The 18,206-nt window shown below is 54.6% G+C and carries 17 protein-coding genes; 4 read left to right on the top strand and 13 right to left on the bottom strand.

Annotation, left to right across the window (positions count from 1 at the left end; translation table 11 throughout):
• Positions 1-293 precede the first annotated feature (293 nt).
• Together BSF44_RS03400 and BSF44_RS03395 are read left to right on the top strand one after the other, a co-directional pair.
• Complete coding sequence (locus tag BSF44_RS03400; RefSeq protein WP_095942283.1) at positions 294-1,274, top strand: integrase domain-containing protein; 981 nt, start codon at positions 294-296, stop codon at positions 1,272-1,274.
• A complete protein-coding gene (locus tag BSF44_RS03395) occupies positions 1,271-1,546 on the top strand; it encodes a hypothetical protein (protein WP_095942282.1) in 276 nt (91 codons plus the stop codon). The genes BSF44_RS03400 and BSF44_RS03395 overlap by 4 nt, the downstream gene beginning before the upstream one ends.
• A gap of 158 nt (positions 1,547-1,704) precedes the next feature.
• Here the strand turns inward: BSF44_RS03395 and BSF44_RS03390 are convergent, their stop codons facing one another.
• Positions 1,705-2,739: a phospholipase D family protein gene (locus BSF44_RS03390; RefSeq protein ID WP_095942281.1), complete on the bottom strand. Its 1,035-nt coding sequence runs from the start codon at positions 2,737-2,739 to the stop codon at positions 1,705-1,707.
• A gap of 34 nt (positions 2,740-2,773) precedes the next feature.
• Between BSF44_RS03390 and BSF44_RS03385 the strand changes: the two genes are divergently transcribed.
• Both BSF44_RS03385 and BSF44_RS03380 read left to right on the top strand, forming a co-directional pair.
• Entirely contained in the window at positions 2,774-3,436 is a 663-nt protein-coding gene (locus BSF44_RS03385; protein WP_095942280.1) for a hypothetical protein, read from the top strand.
• Between the two features lie 569 nt (positions 3,437-4,005).
• Positions 4,006-4,851: a TIR domain-containing protein gene (locus tag BSF44_RS03380; protein ID WP_095942279.1), complete on the top strand. Its 846-nt coding sequence runs from the start codon at positions 4,006-4,008 to the stop codon at positions 4,849-4,851.
• 239 nt (positions 4,852-5,090) lie between these two features.
• Here the strand turns inward: BSF44_RS03380 and BSF44_RS03375 are convergent, their stop codons facing one another.
• The 12 genes from BSF44_RS03375 to BSF44_RS03320 form a co-directional block, all read right to left on the bottom strand.
• Complete coding sequence (locus tag BSF44_RS03375) at positions 5,091-6,920, bottom strand: hypothetical protein (protein ID WP_095942278.1); 1,830 nt, start codon at positions 6,918-6,920, stop codon at positions 5,091-5,093.
• A gap of 311 nt (positions 6,921-7,231) precedes the next feature.
• Positions 7,232-7,711, bottom strand: a complete 480-nt coding sequence (locus tag BSF44_RS03370) for a hypothetical protein (protein WP_095942277.1) — start codon at positions 7,709-7,711, stop codon at positions 7,232-7,234.
• Between the two features lie 546 nt (positions 7,712-8,257).
• Positions 8,258-8,968: an SDR family NAD(P)-dependent oxidoreductase gene (locus tag BSF44_RS03365; protein WP_095942276.1), complete on the bottom strand. Its 711-nt coding sequence runs from the start codon at positions 8,966-8,968 to the stop codon at positions 8,258-8,260.
• Between the two features lie 44 nt (positions 8,969-9,012).
• Complete coding sequence (locus BSF44_RS03360; RefSeq protein ID WP_095942275.1) at positions 9,013-9,657, bottom strand: DsbA family oxidoreductase; 645 nt, start codon at positions 9,655-9,657, stop codon at positions 9,013-9,015.
• Positions 9,654-9,875 (bottom strand): 4-oxalocrotonate tautomerase family protein, encoded by a 222-nt coding sequence (locus BSF44_RS03355; protein WP_007972813.1) that lies wholly within the window; start codon positions 9,873-9,875, stop codon positions 9,654-9,656. The genes BSF44_RS03360 and BSF44_RS03355 overlap by 4 nt, the downstream gene beginning before the upstream one ends.
• Before the next feature lie 267 nt (positions 9,876-10,142).
• The gene (locus tag BSF44_RS03350) at positions 10,143-10,433 is read right to left on the bottom strand and encodes a DNA-binding transcriptional regulator (RefSeq protein WP_095942274.1); all 291 of its coding nucleotides are present in this window, start codon (positions 10,431-10,433) and stop codon (positions 10,143-10,145) included.
• Positions 10,433-10,747: a hypothetical protein gene (locus BSF44_RS03345; protein ID WP_095942273.1), complete on the bottom strand. Its 315-nt coding sequence runs from the start codon at positions 10,745-10,747 to the stop codon at positions 10,433-10,435. The genes BSF44_RS03350 and BSF44_RS03345 overlap by 1 nt, the downstream gene beginning before the upstream one ends.
• A gap of 171 nt (positions 10,748-10,918) precedes the next feature.
• Positions 10,919-12,205 carry an OprD family porin gene (locus tag BSF44_RS03340; RefSeq protein WP_095942272.1) on the bottom strand — a complete coding sequence of 429 codons (1,287 nt, stop codon included), beginning with the start codon at positions 12,203-12,205 and terminating at the stop codon, positions 10,919-10,921.
• Positions 12,206-12,466: 261 nt separating this feature from the next.
• The gene (locus BSF44_RS03335; RefSeq protein ID WP_095942271.1) at positions 12,467-13,138 is read right to left on the bottom strand and encodes a DsbA family protein; all 672 of its coding nucleotides are present in this window, start codon (positions 13,136-13,138) and stop codon (positions 12,467-12,469) included.
• 290 nt (positions 13,139-13,428) lie between these two features.
• Positions 13,429-13,641 carry a hypothetical protein gene (locus BSF44_RS03330; protein WP_057712441.1) on the bottom strand — a complete coding sequence of 71 codons (213 nt, stop codon included), beginning with the start codon at positions 13,639-13,641 and terminating at the stop codon, positions 13,429-13,431.
• Positions 13,642-13,884: 243 nt separating this feature from the next.
• On the bottom strand, positions 13,885-14,991 hold the full coding sequence (aguA, locus tag BSF44_RS03325; RefSeq protein WP_095942270.1) for an agmatine deiminase: 1,107 nt from the start codon (positions 14,989-14,991) through the stop codon (positions 13,885-13,887).
• Between the two features lie 273 nt (positions 14,992-15,264).
• Entirely contained in the window at positions 15,265-18,177 is a 2,913-nt protein-coding gene (locus BSF44_RS03320; protein WP_095942269.1) for an aminotransferase, read from the bottom strand.
• Between the last annotated feature and the right edge of the window lie 29 nt (positions 18,178-18,206).

Raw genomic sequence — 18,206 nt, 5'->3', positions numbered from 1 at the left:
TGACTGACAGTCAGGTATGCCCCGGTCATCGCCTCACTGCCTTCACCTGACTCAGGATCTCGCGGCGTCGGTCTCGTCAGCCAGCGCAGTCTCCACCCGCCCACTTCCTCGGAAGTGCTCAGGAGGCCAGATCATGAGATGCCCATGCTCCCGGTCGTAAAGAGCCGCCAGTCCCGCGTTAGTGGACAACCCTCACAGGTCGCAGGGGCCTTGATCCCTGATAACACTCAACATTCTTGGCGGGATGACGTGAGGAAGGTTTTAAAAGTTTTGGCTTCGAGAGGAGTTCGATCATGGCATTGGTCGGTAGACGGGATGGGCGCAATTTTGGCTATGGCCGGCAATTGAGCTATGCGGGGCCGCAAGCGCTGAAAGATCTGTTTGGCGGTGGGCATTACGGGACGGTCAAAGCGCACAGTGATCGCTGGCAGGCGTTTGTTCGGTGGTGTCGGTCGGAGGATGGACCAGGATTTAACGATGCGCGGCAGATTAATTGGCAGACCTTGCTGGACTACGCCGGACATCTGCGCCAACAAGTTGAACGAGATGAGCTGGCCATCGCGACTGCGCAAAACCGGTTGTGCAGTGTGAATCGGACCATGGCCGCGCTTCGCGGTGATCCGTATGTGAAAGTGCCGAGCCCGAGTAAGGCGCTGGGAATGCAGCGCACCAGTGTTCGTCGTTCAGTGCCGCAAGGCCAGGACCGCGAACAGGTGAAGCGGATCGTAGAGGTGCTTTGCGAAAACCAGCAGCCGCGCGCCGCGGCCATCGCTCAGTTAGCGCGAGCCACCGGTATGCGCTTGCGCGAGGCGATTTTGGCCGACCTTCCCCGTCTAAAACGTGAAGCCAAGCAATTCGGAAAGATCAACATCCAGGACGGCACCAAAGGTGGCCGTTCAGGCGCATCAGCACCTCGTTGGATTACGGTAAATGATCATATTCGTGACGCACTGAGGTTTGCCGAACAGGTCTCGCCCGACGGTAGCCGCAACCTACTTGCACCGAACGAACGCTACCTCGATTTCTTGCAGGGAATCGTCAGCCCCGCACGGGACATCATCCATAAGCACGACCTCAAAGGCTTCCACGAATTGCGGGCAGCCTATGCTTGCGAACGCTATGAGCAAATCACCCATCATCTCGCCCCCATCAACGGTGGCAGGTGCTGGCGCCTCAATCCACGCCTTGATCGAGAAGCACGCTTACAAATCAGCTATGAGCTCGGACACGGCCGTATCGACGTGGTATCGGCGTACATCGGTGGCCGAGCATGAGCAAGCCATTCGATATGGAGCTGTTCCTGGTGAGCGTCCTGACCGGGTCGTACACCACGCGTCAACGCCACCTGCGTCAGGCGAAGGCTATCCAAACAGCAATCGCTGAGCGCTGGCAACGCGACAATCCATGGACTTGGCAGAGAAAACACCTTGCGTGGTTTTTGAATCACCACCTAAACCAGCACACTGAATCGACGCGCTATTACTATTTGCTGACCATGCAATTACTCACTCATCGCTTAGGAAAACCCTGGCAGTTCAACCGCTAGACGAAGGTCAGAAAACGGCCAAAAGTAGCCTCTCGCTGAGGGCAGCCATCGGCCAGATGCAGCGAGACCTCAATGGAGTCATGGAGGACGTTGCCTGCCTAAATAAGCAAGGCGATGATCGGATCCAGCCTCCGCCCGCCTCGCCGCTTAACTAATGTTTATGGCGCTTGAAGGATTCGTCTAAGCTCGGAAAGGTGGATGCGCCTGGCATCGGGATCAAGTTCATCAGCAGCGTTCCAAATCGCTTCGATCTTTGGCCTCACTGACTTCGCGATCCGCTGACGATCCACCTGGAGAAGCCGCCGACCAAGCAGCGTAGTTAATGGTTTGGCGAGATCCACCCAACCATCCTTATTGCTGTCCTCATAAATGAAATTTAGTTTTGTACCTGTCATACGACATGCACCGTCAACGGCGACCCCACCGTTCTCGTTCCAGATAATGCAGAGGTATTCATTCTTCTCTGTAGTATCGAGAGAGTCTGGCCAAGTCTCAAACGACCAGCGCTCTACGCCCTCACCGCCCTGCCCGTTGCTTCCATGCTCAATGAGCTCTTCGTCTTCGTGCTGCTTGGCCCGGGCTTCGGCCTCAGGTCCAGGCCTTGAAGTGTATAGAAGGGCGTAGGCGTTCCGACCTTCTAGATCGGCCACTGAATAGTTGTCGAAAGCGAACGGCCCCTTCCGGCTGTAATCAGGGCGGCCATCCCGATTCTTCTCATAAGCCTCGGTTGCGTCGGCTAGGTCTTGGTCTGTGATTGGCCTGCTGTCGGTCGACAACCACAGCCGATTAAACCACTCCTGTGCTGACTCGACTTCATCTCTGTCGACGGTTTGAATTGCCGCTTCGAGCCAGTGCGCAACTTCAACCCCTTCAAATCCCAACCCATTCGCGGATACGTTTGCTGAGCCGATGATTGCTGAGGTGGGTCCTACCACCAGTTTCGCGTGTAGCCGGTCGCACTGGCGGATCTGGACATGAGCCATTGCCTTTGCTCGATCAACTAGCAGTTTGATCACCGAAGGGTTCGTCCCCCCGCTTCTGAGATTGCAAATGACTCTCAACGGCTTTCCGTCGTCAGGATGGATGGTTGCATCTGCGCCATCGCCCCAGAATGCTACAGCCACATCCAACGAAGCTTCTTGGGCGACGATCGCGCGAAGAGCCTTTGGGTACTGCTCCGGACCAATGAACATCAAGTACTCCTTTCCTAGCAGTCAGAGGTGCATCATGGGAATCGAGCGGCGGACACATGATGATTCCGCTCTCAGACTTGCTTTGCAGCAATCCCACAATGCGTTGAGTAGAAAAAATATGATTCGCGAAATTGAAAATTCGCTGATGGCGGCATTCGATCAAACCATGTGCAAATATCGCCAAATCCTGAACAACTATTACCCTGCGCATAAAAGCACCGGTTTCACCGAGAGAAACCTGACCAATAATTTCGTAAGGGCATTGGAGAACGTATTAGGCAAGGACGCATTTGCGTGGTTTGAGGCTCCATTGTGCTCCGAGGAAAAACTGCACCTTGATGCAATCGTTTTTGACCCCACCACGAAAAGCTGCTTTCTAATTGAAGCCAAGAGATTTTCCAACCTCAACAAAAAAATCGCTGAAACCATACATGATATCCAGCGGATGTCATATCAGGCCCATCACGCCACACTGGAGCTAGGATTAGGCAAGTTGAAAATTGAACACCGGTACGCCATCGTACTGGTCGATATCTGGACAGAGGGTGAGGCAAAACAGGTAACCTTCGAAAACTGGCCCGCCTGCCTGGATGACGCATCACTCGACCTATTCCGTACCGGCGGTTTTGAAAACCTCATGATCGAAAAAGAATGGAAGCACAATTACAAGATCATGATGGCAGCCAAGAAGCTTTGATCCCCCTCACGTAGGGCGATGGGTCAGGATGCAATGCGGCGATAGAAGAGATCACTAAGTGGCTTTCAGAGAATGGCGTAGAGAGTGTTGCAGATAACGCGGTCGCGGCCATGGAAACCCTGGACACAAATGCAAAAGCGATTACAGACGCAATTATGCGACTACGGCAGGCCTAGAATCGCCTCTGGCTCTGCAAACGCAACTGACTGGCAGTTATGAATCTTTTTGGGACTTTCATAGCAGGCAGCAATCGGCTAGTTGCTGCCCATCGCGACTGACAGAAATCGGCCAAAAAAGCCGCGGTTAGAATCAGCTTCTCGGCTCGTCGGCCAGTAAAGGACAAACTTGCATTGCTCACGCGGCAATTGTAGCGCGCCACCTCGGCACAGTTTTGTGCCTCCGGCGGCTTCCGGCCAAAGCTTTGCAAACGTTTTTAAGCGCGATTGGAGCCAAGTGCTGGACTGAAAGTCCCATTTCCACGCAAAATCCAGCTCGGCTGAGCAGCCGTGAGTTTTCACATGTTGCTATTACAACTATTTTTAGATTTTTTACTTCGAAGATGAGTCGCTATGAAAGTATTTATAAGTTGGTCGGGTGACACGAGTAAAAAAGTAGCAGAAGCCATTAGGAATTGGCTACCGACAGTGTTGCAAACGGTAAAGCCATATTTCACACCGAGCGACATTGAAAAAGGTACGCGGTGGTCATCGGACATAGCTAGGGAGCTAGACGATTCTATGGCTGGGATTTTTTGCGTAACCAGAGAGAATTTATTCAGCCAATGGCTTATGTTTGAAGCGGGAGCGATTTCAAAGAAGGTTGAACAGTCATTGGTATGCCCTATTTTGATTGGGCTCGATAATTCTGACATCAATGGTCCCTTGACGCAGTTTCAGACCACACTCTTCAACAAATCAGACTTTAAGCGGCTTGTTTCTGATCTCAATAAGGCAAACAAGGAAAACAAACTAGAAGAGACAGTTCTGCATACCGTATTTGAAACATTCTGGCCCGCACTAGAAGAGCAGGTTAGAGAGATAATCAAGCAGGAATCATCAGCCAGTGAAAACAAATCCGATGTTCGCACCGAGCGTGAAGTGCTCGAAGAAATATTGAATTTATCACGAGCGCTAGCGATCCAAAAATCTGGTGGATTTAAAACACATACAGAACTAAATCAATTAATATCTGATTTTCTATCCTCCTTCAACGCAGTATTTGAAGATGATTGGGATCATACCAAATTATGCTTGGAAAATAGCGAGCACCTCATCAATGGCAATGGAACCTTTATTAATCCGAAAGTGCGGGATGAGGAAAATAACTGGTCCAACAGGGCTACCCTCCTGAAGTCTTACCGCAAGCTCATTGAATATATTGGAATTCACAATATAGAGATATCAACAAGCTTCTAGATCTACGTCTGTCGGGCACCGCGCGAGCCGTATAGTAAAAGCGCGGTGAAGCGCTGCCAGGACAGACTCCAACGCCGAGCGCCTGGCGCTGATTAGTCCAAAGGCTGCCATGATGACAGGCAGCTATTCGGCCAAAAGCGGACTGCCTGCCCTATTAATAAATCCGTCCCCTTTCGGTCTTTACCGCTCTTTACCGGCTCGTTTTCCCCACCTCACTCATGGTTATATGGGGATTATTTTTATTTACTAAGGCTATCTAGTTGGATTTTTAGTCGCTCAAGCTCCTCTCGTAATTCTAGGTTTTCTTTTTCTAGCATCTTTGTCCGAATAGCTTTTTTGTTTGCGTTGCCGGGAATTGACAACAGCGTTTCAAGCTCATCCTTGTAGGGCATTATTGGCTGGTAAAGCTGGTGGTATGCTCTGCCAACTGCGCCCCTGTAAAGTTGTAATTCTGGACTGTTGTCCCCTACTAATAGAGTATGTCGGGTGGCAATTCCAGGGTATGGATCAATGAATACAATTTTGCTGATTCCAAGTTGGTAGGCTTTCTTGGAGCAGAGTTCGCATGGGCTGGCTGTAGTAAATAGTATCCCGTTCCTAAGCTTCATTCCGCCATGTTTTGAAATCTGAAGGAATGCATTCTCTTCCGCGTGTAGTGAGCGTGTGTGAACTTGGTTTTTTTCCCCGTCTATTTCATTTTGCATGTCTTTAAAGCAAAAAGATAAATTGCGACCTTCCAATAGGGGTGATTTTCTTAGCTTGTCAAATTTCCCATGTAAAACCTCCCTGAATTTACTATCATTTCTTTCATACTCGCTGTATGCATAAGTGTCCTGGCCAAGCAGTAAGTCTTCGGCATTTCTGAGAAGGCATGGTACTTGCCCTTGTGGCGTGTTGTTCCATCCAACTGACTTGACAGAGAATTCCTCGTCAGTTACAGCTGCCCCCACCTGTCTTGATATGCAGCCAGAACTTTGCTTCACCGTGTAAGCAATTTGCATGCAGCTTTCTAAAGATGTTGGCATCACCAAGCCTGGGTGCTGTATTAAAGAAATATACCAGGCAAGCTGGCATTTAAGCTCAACGTTATTGAACTGTTCTTTTCTAGGATTGTGTATGTGTATGTCGGATATTTCTATGCATTTTTGTATGTTTTGTGAGATAAATTTGCTATACCCGGCAAGTTTGCTTGGGTACTCTTTTTCATCAAGCTCTTTTATTTGGGATTCAGAAAATTTGTGTGTGCTGCGGAGGTGGGCTAGTCTGTTGTCATTTTCTGTGTTTATTGATACTAGATAAAAACCAGCGTAACGCTCTTTGAAAAATATTGCTTCGTATGGATTTCTAATGGCGTCAATCACAATGAAGCAGGACTCATTATTTTTTCGGGCTACATGGTGTGCGGATTTTATTATTTTGTTTATAGTTCTTGGAAAATGAAATACTTTTGAGTCGTCAAATTTAGAGCTGTTTACCTGCCCTGATGCTCGAATGTTGTCGCCTGCACTCTGGTATATTTTTGTGTATGCATCTATCGAGATATTTTTTAGGGCTTCTCGTATTTTGTTTGAGAAAATTGGTAATCTTTTGAAGTAAAGATCGAAAGCAAATTCTTGCTTAGCTTCTATTTCGTCAAGTGTGTTTTCAGGGCTCCTAAGATACTCCGATATTTCGATATGAAGATCGTCGTATTCTTCTTTTATTTCTCTCATGATTTCGGAAGTTTTATGTATATCTCTAGACATTACGTCAGAAATAAAGCGGCAAAATTCTGGAAAATTTAGTGCAAGAATGTATCTGGTTATGACCGTTCTAACTTGAAGACACTTAAACGGCTGCCATCGGTGCTCAATAAATTTTTTGATTATTCGATGTTTTCTGAGCTCATTATTTGTGATTCCGGAATAGGCATTCTCTGGGAGCTCAATGGAGGCACTACAAAGAATTTCTGCTGATGTAGAGCAGCCTGAACCAGTTCTTCCCGTCAAACCAATTACAACAAATCTTTTATTCTCTTTGTAAACGCTTCCAATAGCTCTGGATGATGGGTTTCCTGAAAGTTCTGACATATGGTTTTCCATGCGTGGGTTTTTGTGGGGGGCTATCAGCTGTTGTCTAGGTTGGTTGTGAGTCCGTAAGATAGGTTGAGCGTAGCGATACCTATCAATAATGGCTATCTGAAATTATCACTGCTGCGCTCACCAGCTGCGTCATCGACCTCCACTCCATTCGCCCAATCCTTGGACCGAAAAGGGGACGCATTTATTTATAGAGCAGGCAGTCTGCTCCTGGCCGGTTGCTGTCTGTCGCGAAGGGCAGATACCGACCCAAAGCTGCCCGTCGTTTGAAAGGCCAGTCGATAGTTTCAATTACAGAACGCTTATTCCAAGGGGGGCTTGGACAACACAGCGTTGAGGGCTTCGGAGACCAGGTCGTTCAGGATTGGTTTGGAACTCGACTCCATCTCCAAACCAATTTTGTCTTGTTGCTCTCTGACTTTCGCCGCGTACTTTGATGCTCGACCTTCCGATGCGAGCGAAGACAATTCCTCTTGAGAGAACAATTTTTCAAATGCTTGCGCGATGTTTTCATCCCACTTGGATTGATACTTCGGCAGCAATGCGTTGATCTCTTTCGATACCGCTGTAGACGCATCTACACGTCCCAGCTTGGCGGCGATCGTCGTAAAGGTCACCGACTGCTTCGCGACCGATAGTGCTATTCCGGGAAGGTTTCGACCAATCTGTGCCTGGTTGACGAAAATCTGGGCGTCCCGATGTGAGCGCGTTTCAGCGGACACTCCGTTTGAAAGTGCGAAGAGCAACGTCAGTGCGAGGGTGGAAAATTTAATCCTTGTCATTATTCAGTTCCATCAATGTTGAAATTCGGTTTTTGTGAAAGTAGGTCATCTTCGGGCCTGAGCCTGGACTTAGGCCCGAGCGGGAAGGGATTCAACATGTTAGTGAATTCCGAGAGCCATGATTACCGCCTAAAATGAAGGGCGGCGATCAACCCAAACGGAACATCGGTGAACGTCCGTTATTGGCCGTCTGCTGCCTGTCGCCACGGCAGCTTTTGGCGGATTTCTGCCTATTCTCTACGAAAGAGATGATTGACAACGTTCAAATTCAGGGGGGTTTACCATTCGTATGCGGCTCTGAATTACTTACAGACCGACAATGTGCTCACATCTAAAAAATCCCGAATTCGATTCCACCTAGCGCCATAACTAGCTGATTTATTTATAGTTACTAGTTGGGGTACGCCGAATTTTCCAGCGAACTCCAGACGCCCGAAAAACCTAGCCCCGCAGAAACATACCGTTCGTCTGGTGCCGCACCATACAAAACAAAGCCCCTGCAGAAATGCAGGGGCTTTCTCGTTTCCGAGCTTTGAAAAACCGCTTTCAGTGCCCCGCGCTCTGCCCACCATCCACATGCAGGATTTCGCCAGTGACGAACTTGGCACCATCCAGATACACGACCGCTTGCGCAATATCATCGATCTCGCCCATGTGCCCGACCGGGTGCAGATTGCCCAGCGCAGCGTGGGTTTCTTCGCCGTGCATCGGGGTCTTGATGATGCCCGGGCTGACTGCGTTAACCCGGATCCCGCGCTTGGCGTATTCGATGGCCAGGGATTTGGTTGCCGCGTTGAGGCCGCCCTTGGTCAGCGAAGCCAGTACCGAAGGCACGCCGTCGATGGCGTGGTCCACCAAGCTGGTGGTGATGTTGACGACGTGGCCGCTGCCTTGCTTTTCCATCTCGGCGATGGCGAGTTGGGTGATGTAGAAGAAGCCATTGACGTTCACCGACAGCACATTGGCGTAGTCTTCTGCGGTGTACGCGGTGAACGGTTTGGCGATGAAGATCCCGGCGTTGTTGACCAGGGTGTCGATGCGACCGAAACGGGACATCGCTTCACGGATGACGCGCTGGGCGGTTTCCGGCTCGCCGATGTCACCGGCCACGGTGAGGATGTCTGGATCGCTGGACGGCTTGATCGAGCGCGAAGTGGCGACGATCCGGTAACCGAGTTCACGGAAGGCTTTGACAATACCGTCGCCGAGACCCTGGGACGCGCCGGTGATGACGATGACTTTTTTCGAAATGCTCATGATGAAGACCTCTGACAATAAAGAATGGGGTAGAAAATCTGTAATCAGGCGTTCGCCATTTGTCGCAACATCTGCTCGTAGTACTCGACCGATTGCGAACCGGACACCAGGTGGTGACCGTTGAGCACCATGGCAGGGACCGAATTGATGCCGCGCTGCTGGTAGTACGTTTCAAGCTCCCGCACCTCATCGGCGAATGCACCGGACGCCAGCACCTCTTGTGCACTTGCCCCATCCAGCCCCGCTTCAGTCGCCAGACGCACCAGCGTCGATTGATCACTCGGGTTCTGGCCTTCGCTGAAGTAGGCCTGTAGCAGCACCTTCTTCAGCTCGACCTGCCGCCCTTCCTGCAACGCCCACAGCAATAAACGGTGCGCATCGAAGGTGTTGTAGAAGTGCGTGCGCTTCTCCAGATCGAACGTGAAGCCGATGGCCTCGCCGCGTGCGATCTGCATGGCCTTGCCGGCGGCGACGTCGTCGGCCGTTCTCCCGTACTTGCGCATCAAGTGCTCGACCGCTTGCTCACCTTCGGCCGGCATGTTCGGGTTCAACTCGAACGGCTTGTAGGTCAGCTCGACCGAGACTTCCCCGGCCACGTTCTCGATCGCCTGCTCCAGCGCCGTAGCCCCCAGTGCGCACCAGGGGCACACCACATCGGAAATGAAATCGATGGTGACGGAGGACGTCATGACTTCCCCTCCGCCTCGGCCAGCTGCTTGCGGTACTGGGTGGTGGTGATGCCGGCGTAACCCCAGTTATCAGTGTCGACTTCTTCGATCACGATGTGGGTCAGGTCAGGGCGTTTATTGAGCACGCGCTCCAGTGTTTCAGTGATCTCGGCAATCACCTGAGCTTTCTGCTCAGTGGTAACGCCATCGCGGGTGATGCGTACGGTTACGAAAGGCATGAGGGGAACTCCAGTGACCTTCCCGTCGGGATGATGGGAGAGGCGTTGGAGATGAATGTATGGGGTTGGCGGGAGGGGATAAAGGTGGGGGCGGGAACTTCATTCATTACGCGGCGTAATGAGTAGGGCATACCTAGGAAGGCAAGACTGCAAGACTCATCCGGATCAATGCAATCCGCGTCCAACAAAAAAACGCAGCCTTGGGAGGCCGCGCTTTTTTGTGATCGGGGCTGAAAACGCCGCAATCATTAAGCTGAAATCGACTGATCAGTAACCCAACGCTGCAAGTACATGCTTCGGGTCGTTATGAATCGCTCGTAACAGTGCACGGGCCGGTCCCTCAGGATCACGACGTCCTTGCTCCCAATTGCGTAACGTTCCCACGGGAACATCAATTCGCTTGGCAAACGCGGCCTGTGAAAGTCCGGTGGCGAGACGAATTTTTTTGACCTGTGCAGCATCGACATGGAATTCACGCGATGGCTGCCGCTCACCACGGTCGATCTCATCCATCTGCGTCATGCTTTCAACAAGACGATCGAAGAGATTTTTTTCCATTATTTCCATCCTTTATTGATGGCACAAAGAACTGCTTTTTCTCTATCCGAAAGGGTGTCTTGAATCCCTTTCCGGTAAATCAGTAGCAAACGTATCTGAAAAGCAGAGGTTACGTGATAGTAGATCACCCTTACGCCACCGCTTTTGCCCCTGCCATGCGCGGCCCAGCGGATTTTTCTAAGCCCGCCAGTACCCTCGATCAAAGCGCCAGCCTCGGGATGTTCGGCGAGATGCTGCTGGAATTCTCCATATTCGTGATCGCCCAGATGACTTGGTAGGTCAGCGGTAAAAATCGGCGTCTCGATGAAGATCATGCAATCCCTGCTATGCGTCAATGGCGTATAGCATGAATTTTAGGTGCCAGGATAGATAAGGGGCAATTAGTCTTTCGTTTCAGCGTTTTTATTCAAAAAAAACCCCGATCCAGTCGGGGCTTCTTCCTTCATTCTCAGCCTTTGATCAGGCCTCGATACCACAACCCGTCATCAGAAAATATTGACCGGGTAATCCACAAACACACGCACTTCGTTGCCGCTGACGTTGTACTCGCTCGACTTCTGCGACACGCGCAGGACCGAGCTGCGCAGTTTCACGCTGAGGTCTTTGGCCGGGCCGCTTTGGACGACGTATTTGATCTGGTTGAAGATCTCGCGCTCGGTGCCGCCTTCGCTGGTGGACGTGGTGATGTTGTCGCCGCGCACGTAGGCCACGTTGTAGCTCAGGCCCGGTACACCGAAGGTGCTGAAGTCCAGGCCGTAGCCCAGTTGCCAGCTGCGTTCGTCTTCGGCGTTGAAGTCGGACCAGTAGGAGTTCGCCAGGTAGATGGTGTTGCCGCCGTCGCCGATGCGGCCCTGGTCTTTCTGGTAGCCGCCGTAGGCGTAGCCCAGGTTGCTGTCGCCGGTGCTGCGCTGGTGCGCGAGGGTGAACGAGTGCGGGCCGGTGATGAAGGTGGCGGCCAGGCTCCAGATCTTGTTGTCGTCGCCGGTGATACCGTTTTCGCGGACGTAGGAATCGTCCAGCTTGGTGCGGTAGCCGTTGAAGTCCAGGGTCAGGGACTGATCCTTGTCGATCGGGAACACGTAGTTGGCGTTCACGTATTGCTTCTTCAGCACGTCTTCGACGTCGGAAGCGTACAGCGCGGCCTTGAATTGCTCGGTGAACTGGTAGCTACCGCCCAATACGTTGATCGACTTCAAGCCACCGCTGTCACGGCCTTCGGCGCTTTTGCGCGATTCGGCGGTGAAGCGGCCGGCGTCCAGTTGCAGGCCTTTGATCTCTTTGGAGGTGATCAGGGTGCCGGTGTAGCTTTCCGGCAGCAGGCGCGAGTTGTCGTAGCTCAGCACCGGCAGGGCCGGCATCTGGTCGCCGTAGGTCAGGGTGGTGCTGGACAGGCGGAACTTGATCGCCGCGCCGCCCTTGGACAGGTCGTCCGCCGGCTGGCCGCTGTCGCCCTTCTTGAAGAAATCGATGCCTTGCGCGCCGCTGCGGTCTTCGCTGCGCTCCAGGTTCAGTGCGTACAACCCGAAAGCATCCACACCCACACCGACGGTACCCTGGGTGAAGCCGGACGAGAACGTGCCGATGGCCGCCTGGCCCCACTCGGATTTATCCGGGTTGCCGTCTTTGAAGTCACGATTGATGTAGGCGTTGCGCAGCAGCACTTTGAGGCTGCTGTCTTCAACAAAACCCTTGGATTCGGCCTGGTCGTTCGCCATGGCCTGTGTCGCACTCAACATCCCCAGAGCGATCAGGCTGATTCGCTTGTTCAACATTTTGTTCTTTTCCTTATTTGCGGTTGATACGCGCTGTGTCGAACGGCCGAAACGGCGCTATCGCGCTCTTATTTCAATGCGAAAACAAAAAGGCCCGCCCACGATTTCTCGCGGCGGGCCTTTTTATAATTTTTGATCGTGGCGGTCGGCCACAGGCGTTGGGCCGAATCGTAGCCGCGCCCTTAACGATGTGTCAATTTCATGAATCGTCTAAAAACAGGCGAAAATCGTCTAAGAAATTGCTTTACGCGGCAGGAATATTCAATCTGCGCAACCATCGAGGCCACAGGCTGCAACGGATTCGGATGATCCGTGATCGGGCAGCGACTGACCCAGCCACTGCGCAAATGCCTGGGGTTTACCCAGCCATGGCCCGATGTCGATCAGGGTGAACTGGTCATCGTGCTCAAGCGCCAGGGTCGGAAAGCCCTGCCCGCCGACCTTGGCCAGAAGAGCCCGACTGTTCCTGACATGGCCTTCGGTGTCGGCCGCCCTGAAGGCCCTTTCGAAGGCTTCGCGGTCCAGCCCCATGCCGTGGGCAAGTTCAAACAATACCGACTCATCGGCAATACGGCGCCCCTCCACGTAGTGAGCACTTTGCAATCGCCCCAACAACTCCAGCCCGCGACCGGCCATTTGCTCGCCAGCCAGCACCGCAGCGATAGGTGGCGCCGAGTCGAACACGGCGCTGTGATCACGCAGCAAACCTTCGAAATAGGCTTCGCCGAACGGCTGCCCGCTGTATTCCGCAATGCGCCGATCGTGGGGCATGAGGTAACTGCGCAGTTGTGGTGAAACCTTTTGCCGATTGGCCCCGGTCATCATGCCGCCGCCGTGGGCAATCACGGGCAGCACAGCTTGGGCGGCCTGCACCAGCGGCTTGGCGCCGTAGCACCAACCGCACAAGGGGTCGTAGATGTAATGCAGGATCATGGGAAAGCTCCGACAGAAATTCAGGAAAATTCGATGTCGGCAGGTTAGTGCGGCGGCGGCCCCGGAAAAACGCCGGATTGGCTTTCAGTCTGTTGCTTGAATCGGTCGAATGGTTGTGCCACAAAACCCTGCAATAGGGGTGGGTCAGTCGATATAGATGCTGACTGGTCGGACGTCTTCGCGAGCAGGCTCGCTCCCACAAGGGATCGCGGTGATTACATGAATCTGCGCAAAAAAAAGCGCTGCCATCCCGGCAGCGCTCTTTTTTGTTCAATCCGTTGTAGTTCTTCTTATCCTTCCATTACATCCCACAACGCATCCAGTTCCGCTTCGCTGAATAAACCAGCAGGGTAACGCTCGATCATCGTCCGGCGCGGATCAGTATCGCTGATCTGACGCATTCCATTGGACTTGAACCAGTGCGCCAGGATCTGGAGCGATTCGCTATTTACTGCCAGGGGATGCAACGCCTTGTCGCTCACTACGTTCACTTCGGCGTTCATTTCAGCGCTCTCTCCCGGTTTGTGAGCGGCTAACTTATCCAAGGTTTATGACAGAACATAGAAGTCCTCCCTCCCCCGAGTTACACCAGCAGAGATACAAGAGCTGTGCCAAGGTGTCTGAAGTGTGTCCTTATAGTTACAAAAAAGCCCGCAGGCCTGTAGGGCCGCGGGCTCCGTGCAATCCTGGAGGCAGATTGACAGCCCGAGGGATTTCGCAATCAACTCAAGCTGTTACGACCTAACTCACTCCTTGTGCGGCGCGGGTTGTTGCTGGGTAAGGCAGTGAATATTGCCGCCCCCCAGTAACAGTTCACGACCAGGCACCATCACCACTTCATGCTGTGGAAACAGGTTCTGCAAGATCTCTTTCGCCGGGCCATCCTGCGGGTCGTCAAAGCACGGTGCGATGATGCCGCCGTTGACGATCAGGAAGTTCACGTAGGAACCGGCCAGACGAACAGTCGGATTACGCTCCTGCGTACCATCCACCGGATCGACACCGGCGCATTCTTCCTCGGTCGCAAACAGCGGACCCGGGATCGGCATCTTGTGCACCGTGAACGGGCGGCCCTTGGCGTCGGTGCTGCTTTGCAGCACTTTCATCGCCGCCTGGCAGCGCGGGTAGTTCGGGTCCTGTGGATCATCGGTCCAGGCCAGCAGCACTTCGCCCGGGCGCACGTAGCAGCAGAAGTTATCCACATGGCCATCGGTTTCATCGTTGAACAAGCCATCCGGCAACCAGATGATTTTATCCACAGCCAGGTTCGCGCTCAGCAGCGCTTCGATTTCTGCGCGGTTCATGTGCGGGTTGCGATTGCGGTTGAGCAGGCATTCTTCGGTGGTGATCAGGGTGCCTTCGCCGTCGACGTGGATCGAACCGCCTTCCAGCACAAAGCCTTCGGTGCGGTAGCGTGGGCTGCGCTCGATCTCGAGGATCTTGCCGCCGACCTGCGAGTCGCGGTTCCATGGCGAATATAAACCGCCGTCAAAACCGCCCCAGGCGTTGAAGTCCCAGTTCACGCCACGAACTTCGCCACTGTTGTTGATGACGAAAGTCGGGCCGGTGTCGCGAACCCAGGCGTCGTCACTGGACATTTCAACCACGCGAATATTCGGCACGTCCAGACGGGCACGGGCGTTTTCGTACTGACCGGCGGAAACCGCCACGGTCACTGGCTCGAAACGGGCGATGGCCTTGGCCACTGCCACGTGGGCGGCTTGTGCCGGTTTGCCCCCCAGGCGCCAGTTGTCCGGGCGCTCGGGCCAGATCATCCAGGTCTGGGTTTGCGGTGCCCATTCGGCTGGCATGTAGAAGCCGTCGGCGCGAGGGGTGCTGTTCAACGTGGTCATGGCTCAGGACTCCGGAGTGGCATTGATGCCTGACAGAAATGGAAGCGCATTGGTACACGCCGTGGACTGGCCACTTTATATCCGATAAATATCGGCTTTTAAAGCACCTTACATCCAGCGTTACAAAAACAATCGATAAAAAGCCGATATCAATCGAACTAATACCGCGATCCATGTGGGAGCGAGCCTGCTCGCGATGGGGCCATGTCAGTCACAGTTTTTTCGACTGAAAGACCGCTATCGCGAGCAGGCTCGCTCCTGCAGGGGATGTGTTTACAACCCTTCCGCGAGCACCTTCGACAGCATGTCCACGAAGAAATCCACGCTCTGGCGCGAAGTGACCATCGGCGGCTTGATCTTGAGGATGTTCAGGTAATCGCCGGTCGGCTGCATGAAAATCCCCAACTCACGCAAGCGATCGCACAGAGCGGTGGTTTCTTCGGTGGCCGGCTCCAGGGTTTCGCGGTTGCGAATCAACTCGACGCCCAGGTAGAAACCGGAACCGTGCACCGCGCCCACTAACGGATGAATATCGATCAACGCTTCGAGGCGCGTCTTGAAGTGCCCGCCTACGATCTGGGCGTTCTCCCAGAGTTTTTCCTCTTGCATCACATCCAGCACGGCCATGCCGACCTGGCAGCTGACGGGGCTACCGCCGGCGGAGGAGAAGAAGTAGCCCTCGGCCTCCAGCGCCTCGGCGATTTCCCGACGGGTGATGACCGCGCCCAGTGGCTGGCCGTTGCCCATGCCCTTGGCCATGGTGATGATATCCGGCACCACGCCCTGCTCTTCGAAGCCCCAGAAGAAATCGCCCATGCGCCCGTAGCCCACCTGCACTTCATCGGCGATGCACACGCCGCCTCTGGCCCGGACCATGGCATAGACTTGTTTCAAATAACCTGGGGGCAGCGAGATTCCACCGGCATTGCCATACACCGGCTCGCAGATGAAACCGGCCAGTTGGCGTTTCTGCTCGGCGATTTTCGCCAGGTTGTGCTCGACGCTGCGCACATAATCCGGCGCACTGTCGGGGCCACGGAATTCACCGCGATAGGTGTTTGGCGCGGTCACCGGGTGCACCCAGTCCGGGCGGCTGCTCAGCGCCTTGGGGTTGTCGGCGATCGAGGTCGACACCGAGTCCGCGCCCACCGTCCAGCCGTGATAGGCCTCCAGCACACTGAGCATGTCGCGGCCGCCGCTGTAGGCCCACGCCAGGCGAATCGCCAGGTCGTTGGCCTCGCTGCCGCTGTTGACCAGGAACACCCGGTCCATGCCATCCGGTGACAGCTTCAGCAACCGTTCGGAAAACTCGGCCACGGCCGCGTAGTTGAAACGCGAGTTGGTGTTTAGCAACGACCACTGACGACTGGCGACGGCGGCCATGCGCGGATGGCCGTGACCCAGCACCGCGACGTTGTTGAGCATGTCGAGGTAAGAGCGGCCCTGCATGTCGATCAAATGGTTGCGCCAGCCGCGCTCGATGCGCGGCGGATCAACGTAATAGTGTTTTTGCGTGCGGGCGAAGCTGGCATCGCGCCGAGCCAGCAAGGTCGGTCCGTCGAGCTCGGCTTCGGCGTCACAGGCCAGCCCCAGCAACGCTGCCGGCGATGGGCACAGCGCTTGCCAGGCCGCCGCGCGCGAAGGCGTGCAGAACAACGGCGCATTGATCGACGCGCCACGGCACAACTGCACGATCAATGGCCCGCTGACCGATCCCAGTACCTGGCCTTTGACCAGTGCCGCGCCGCTGTGCAGCGACGGCGTGACGCCCCAAAGCCGCACACTCAGTTGCGGGCCGTCCAGTTGCAGCACGTCCGCCGATGGGTGATGCACCACTCCGGCAAACGGCGCTTCGACCGCCGTGCCCTGAGGCACACGCAACTCGACATGCAACGGGCAAGTGTCCGGTTCGGCGGCGCTGTCCGGGCGGGTGTGGGACAGCCGGTATTGCCCGTAACGACTGGCCGCCAAGCCATGTGCCGCGGCCGCTTCATCCAGCAGGCGTTGATCGACGCCTTCCTGCTCCCAGTTACCGGCCTCGAAATGCGGACTAAGCACGCCCAGGTCGATCAGCGCGAACTCACGCCCTACCAGGCTCGGCAACAGCGGCGCGAACCCTTCACTGCCGATGGTGGGCAGGTTCTGGCCGACGGCGGTGAGGATCGCCGCTTCCATCAGCGCCAACGGCACCGACGTGGCCACACGGAAGATTTCCCATTCATGGACCAGGTTGTCGCGGCTGTAGGCATTGCCCGGATCGATGCTGACCTGCTGTTCGCCGCTGAGCACCAACACCGCCGCGCGGGCGACGATCAGCGGCCACAGCGCCAGCAGTTCTTCGTGCTGCAACGGATTGACTGCGTGATACGCCTGGATGGCCGGCAAAATGCAGAACGGATCGCCCTCGCCATGATGCAGCAGCGCGGCGCAGGTCACCGACAGATCGGTAATGCGCCAGGTGCGCACCAGGTCGCCGAAATCGATCACGCCTTGCAGCTGCCAATGGCGCTGCGCGTCGCGCTGCCACACCACGTTGTCGTCGGTGATGTCCATGTGAATGGCCTGCACCGGCAGTTTGTCCCGCAGTGGCTGCAAATGCCGCTCGGCTTGCCCGGACGCGTCAATGATCAGTTTGCGCCGGGCCTCATCCTTGATCACCGGCAGCAAGTGCGCGATCAGGGCGTGAGCATGACGGGCATCCCACTGCAGGGTTCGCACCAGACCCGGATGGTCGAAATCCGCCAGGGCCAGGTCCATTTCACCGCACAGGCGACCGAAACCGGACACCACCGTCGGGTTGAAATGACCGAGGCTCGTCAGGGGCTGGCCTTCGATGTAGTCGAGCAGGCGAACGTGCACTGCCTGGCCCCCCAGGTCCAGAGACAGCAGGTCTGCACCGTTTTTCGCCGCGATAACACGCGGCACCTGAACATCCGGGTGCTCTCCCAGATGCTTGAGCCCGGCATGTTGTGCCTGAAGTTCCAGTACCGAGTAGTCGCCACGGCAGATTTTCAGGACGAAACGTCCGCGTTCGCTGTCGACGCGGTAGTTCAGGTCTTGCTGGCTGCCAAGGGCGTGCAGTTTTCCGCTGAACCCGTAATGTTCTTCCAGCAGCTCTAGCGCTTGCTCCGCAGACACCTGCGGGCTGGGCAAACTGGCGCGATGAATCAACGTGGCGAGCGGCATACAACGACCCCTGAAATTTTATTAGGCGC

Origin of the sequence: Pseudomonas sp. ACN8, assembly GCF_002303925.1 — a bacterium.
In the GTDB taxonomy this organism is placed as follows: Bacteria; Pseudomonadota; Gammaproteobacteria; order Pseudomonadales; family Pseudomonadaceae; genus Aquipseudomonas.
Note: the sequence above shows the minus strand (reverse complement) of the source record. Positions and strands in the feature narration are given on the sequence as shown.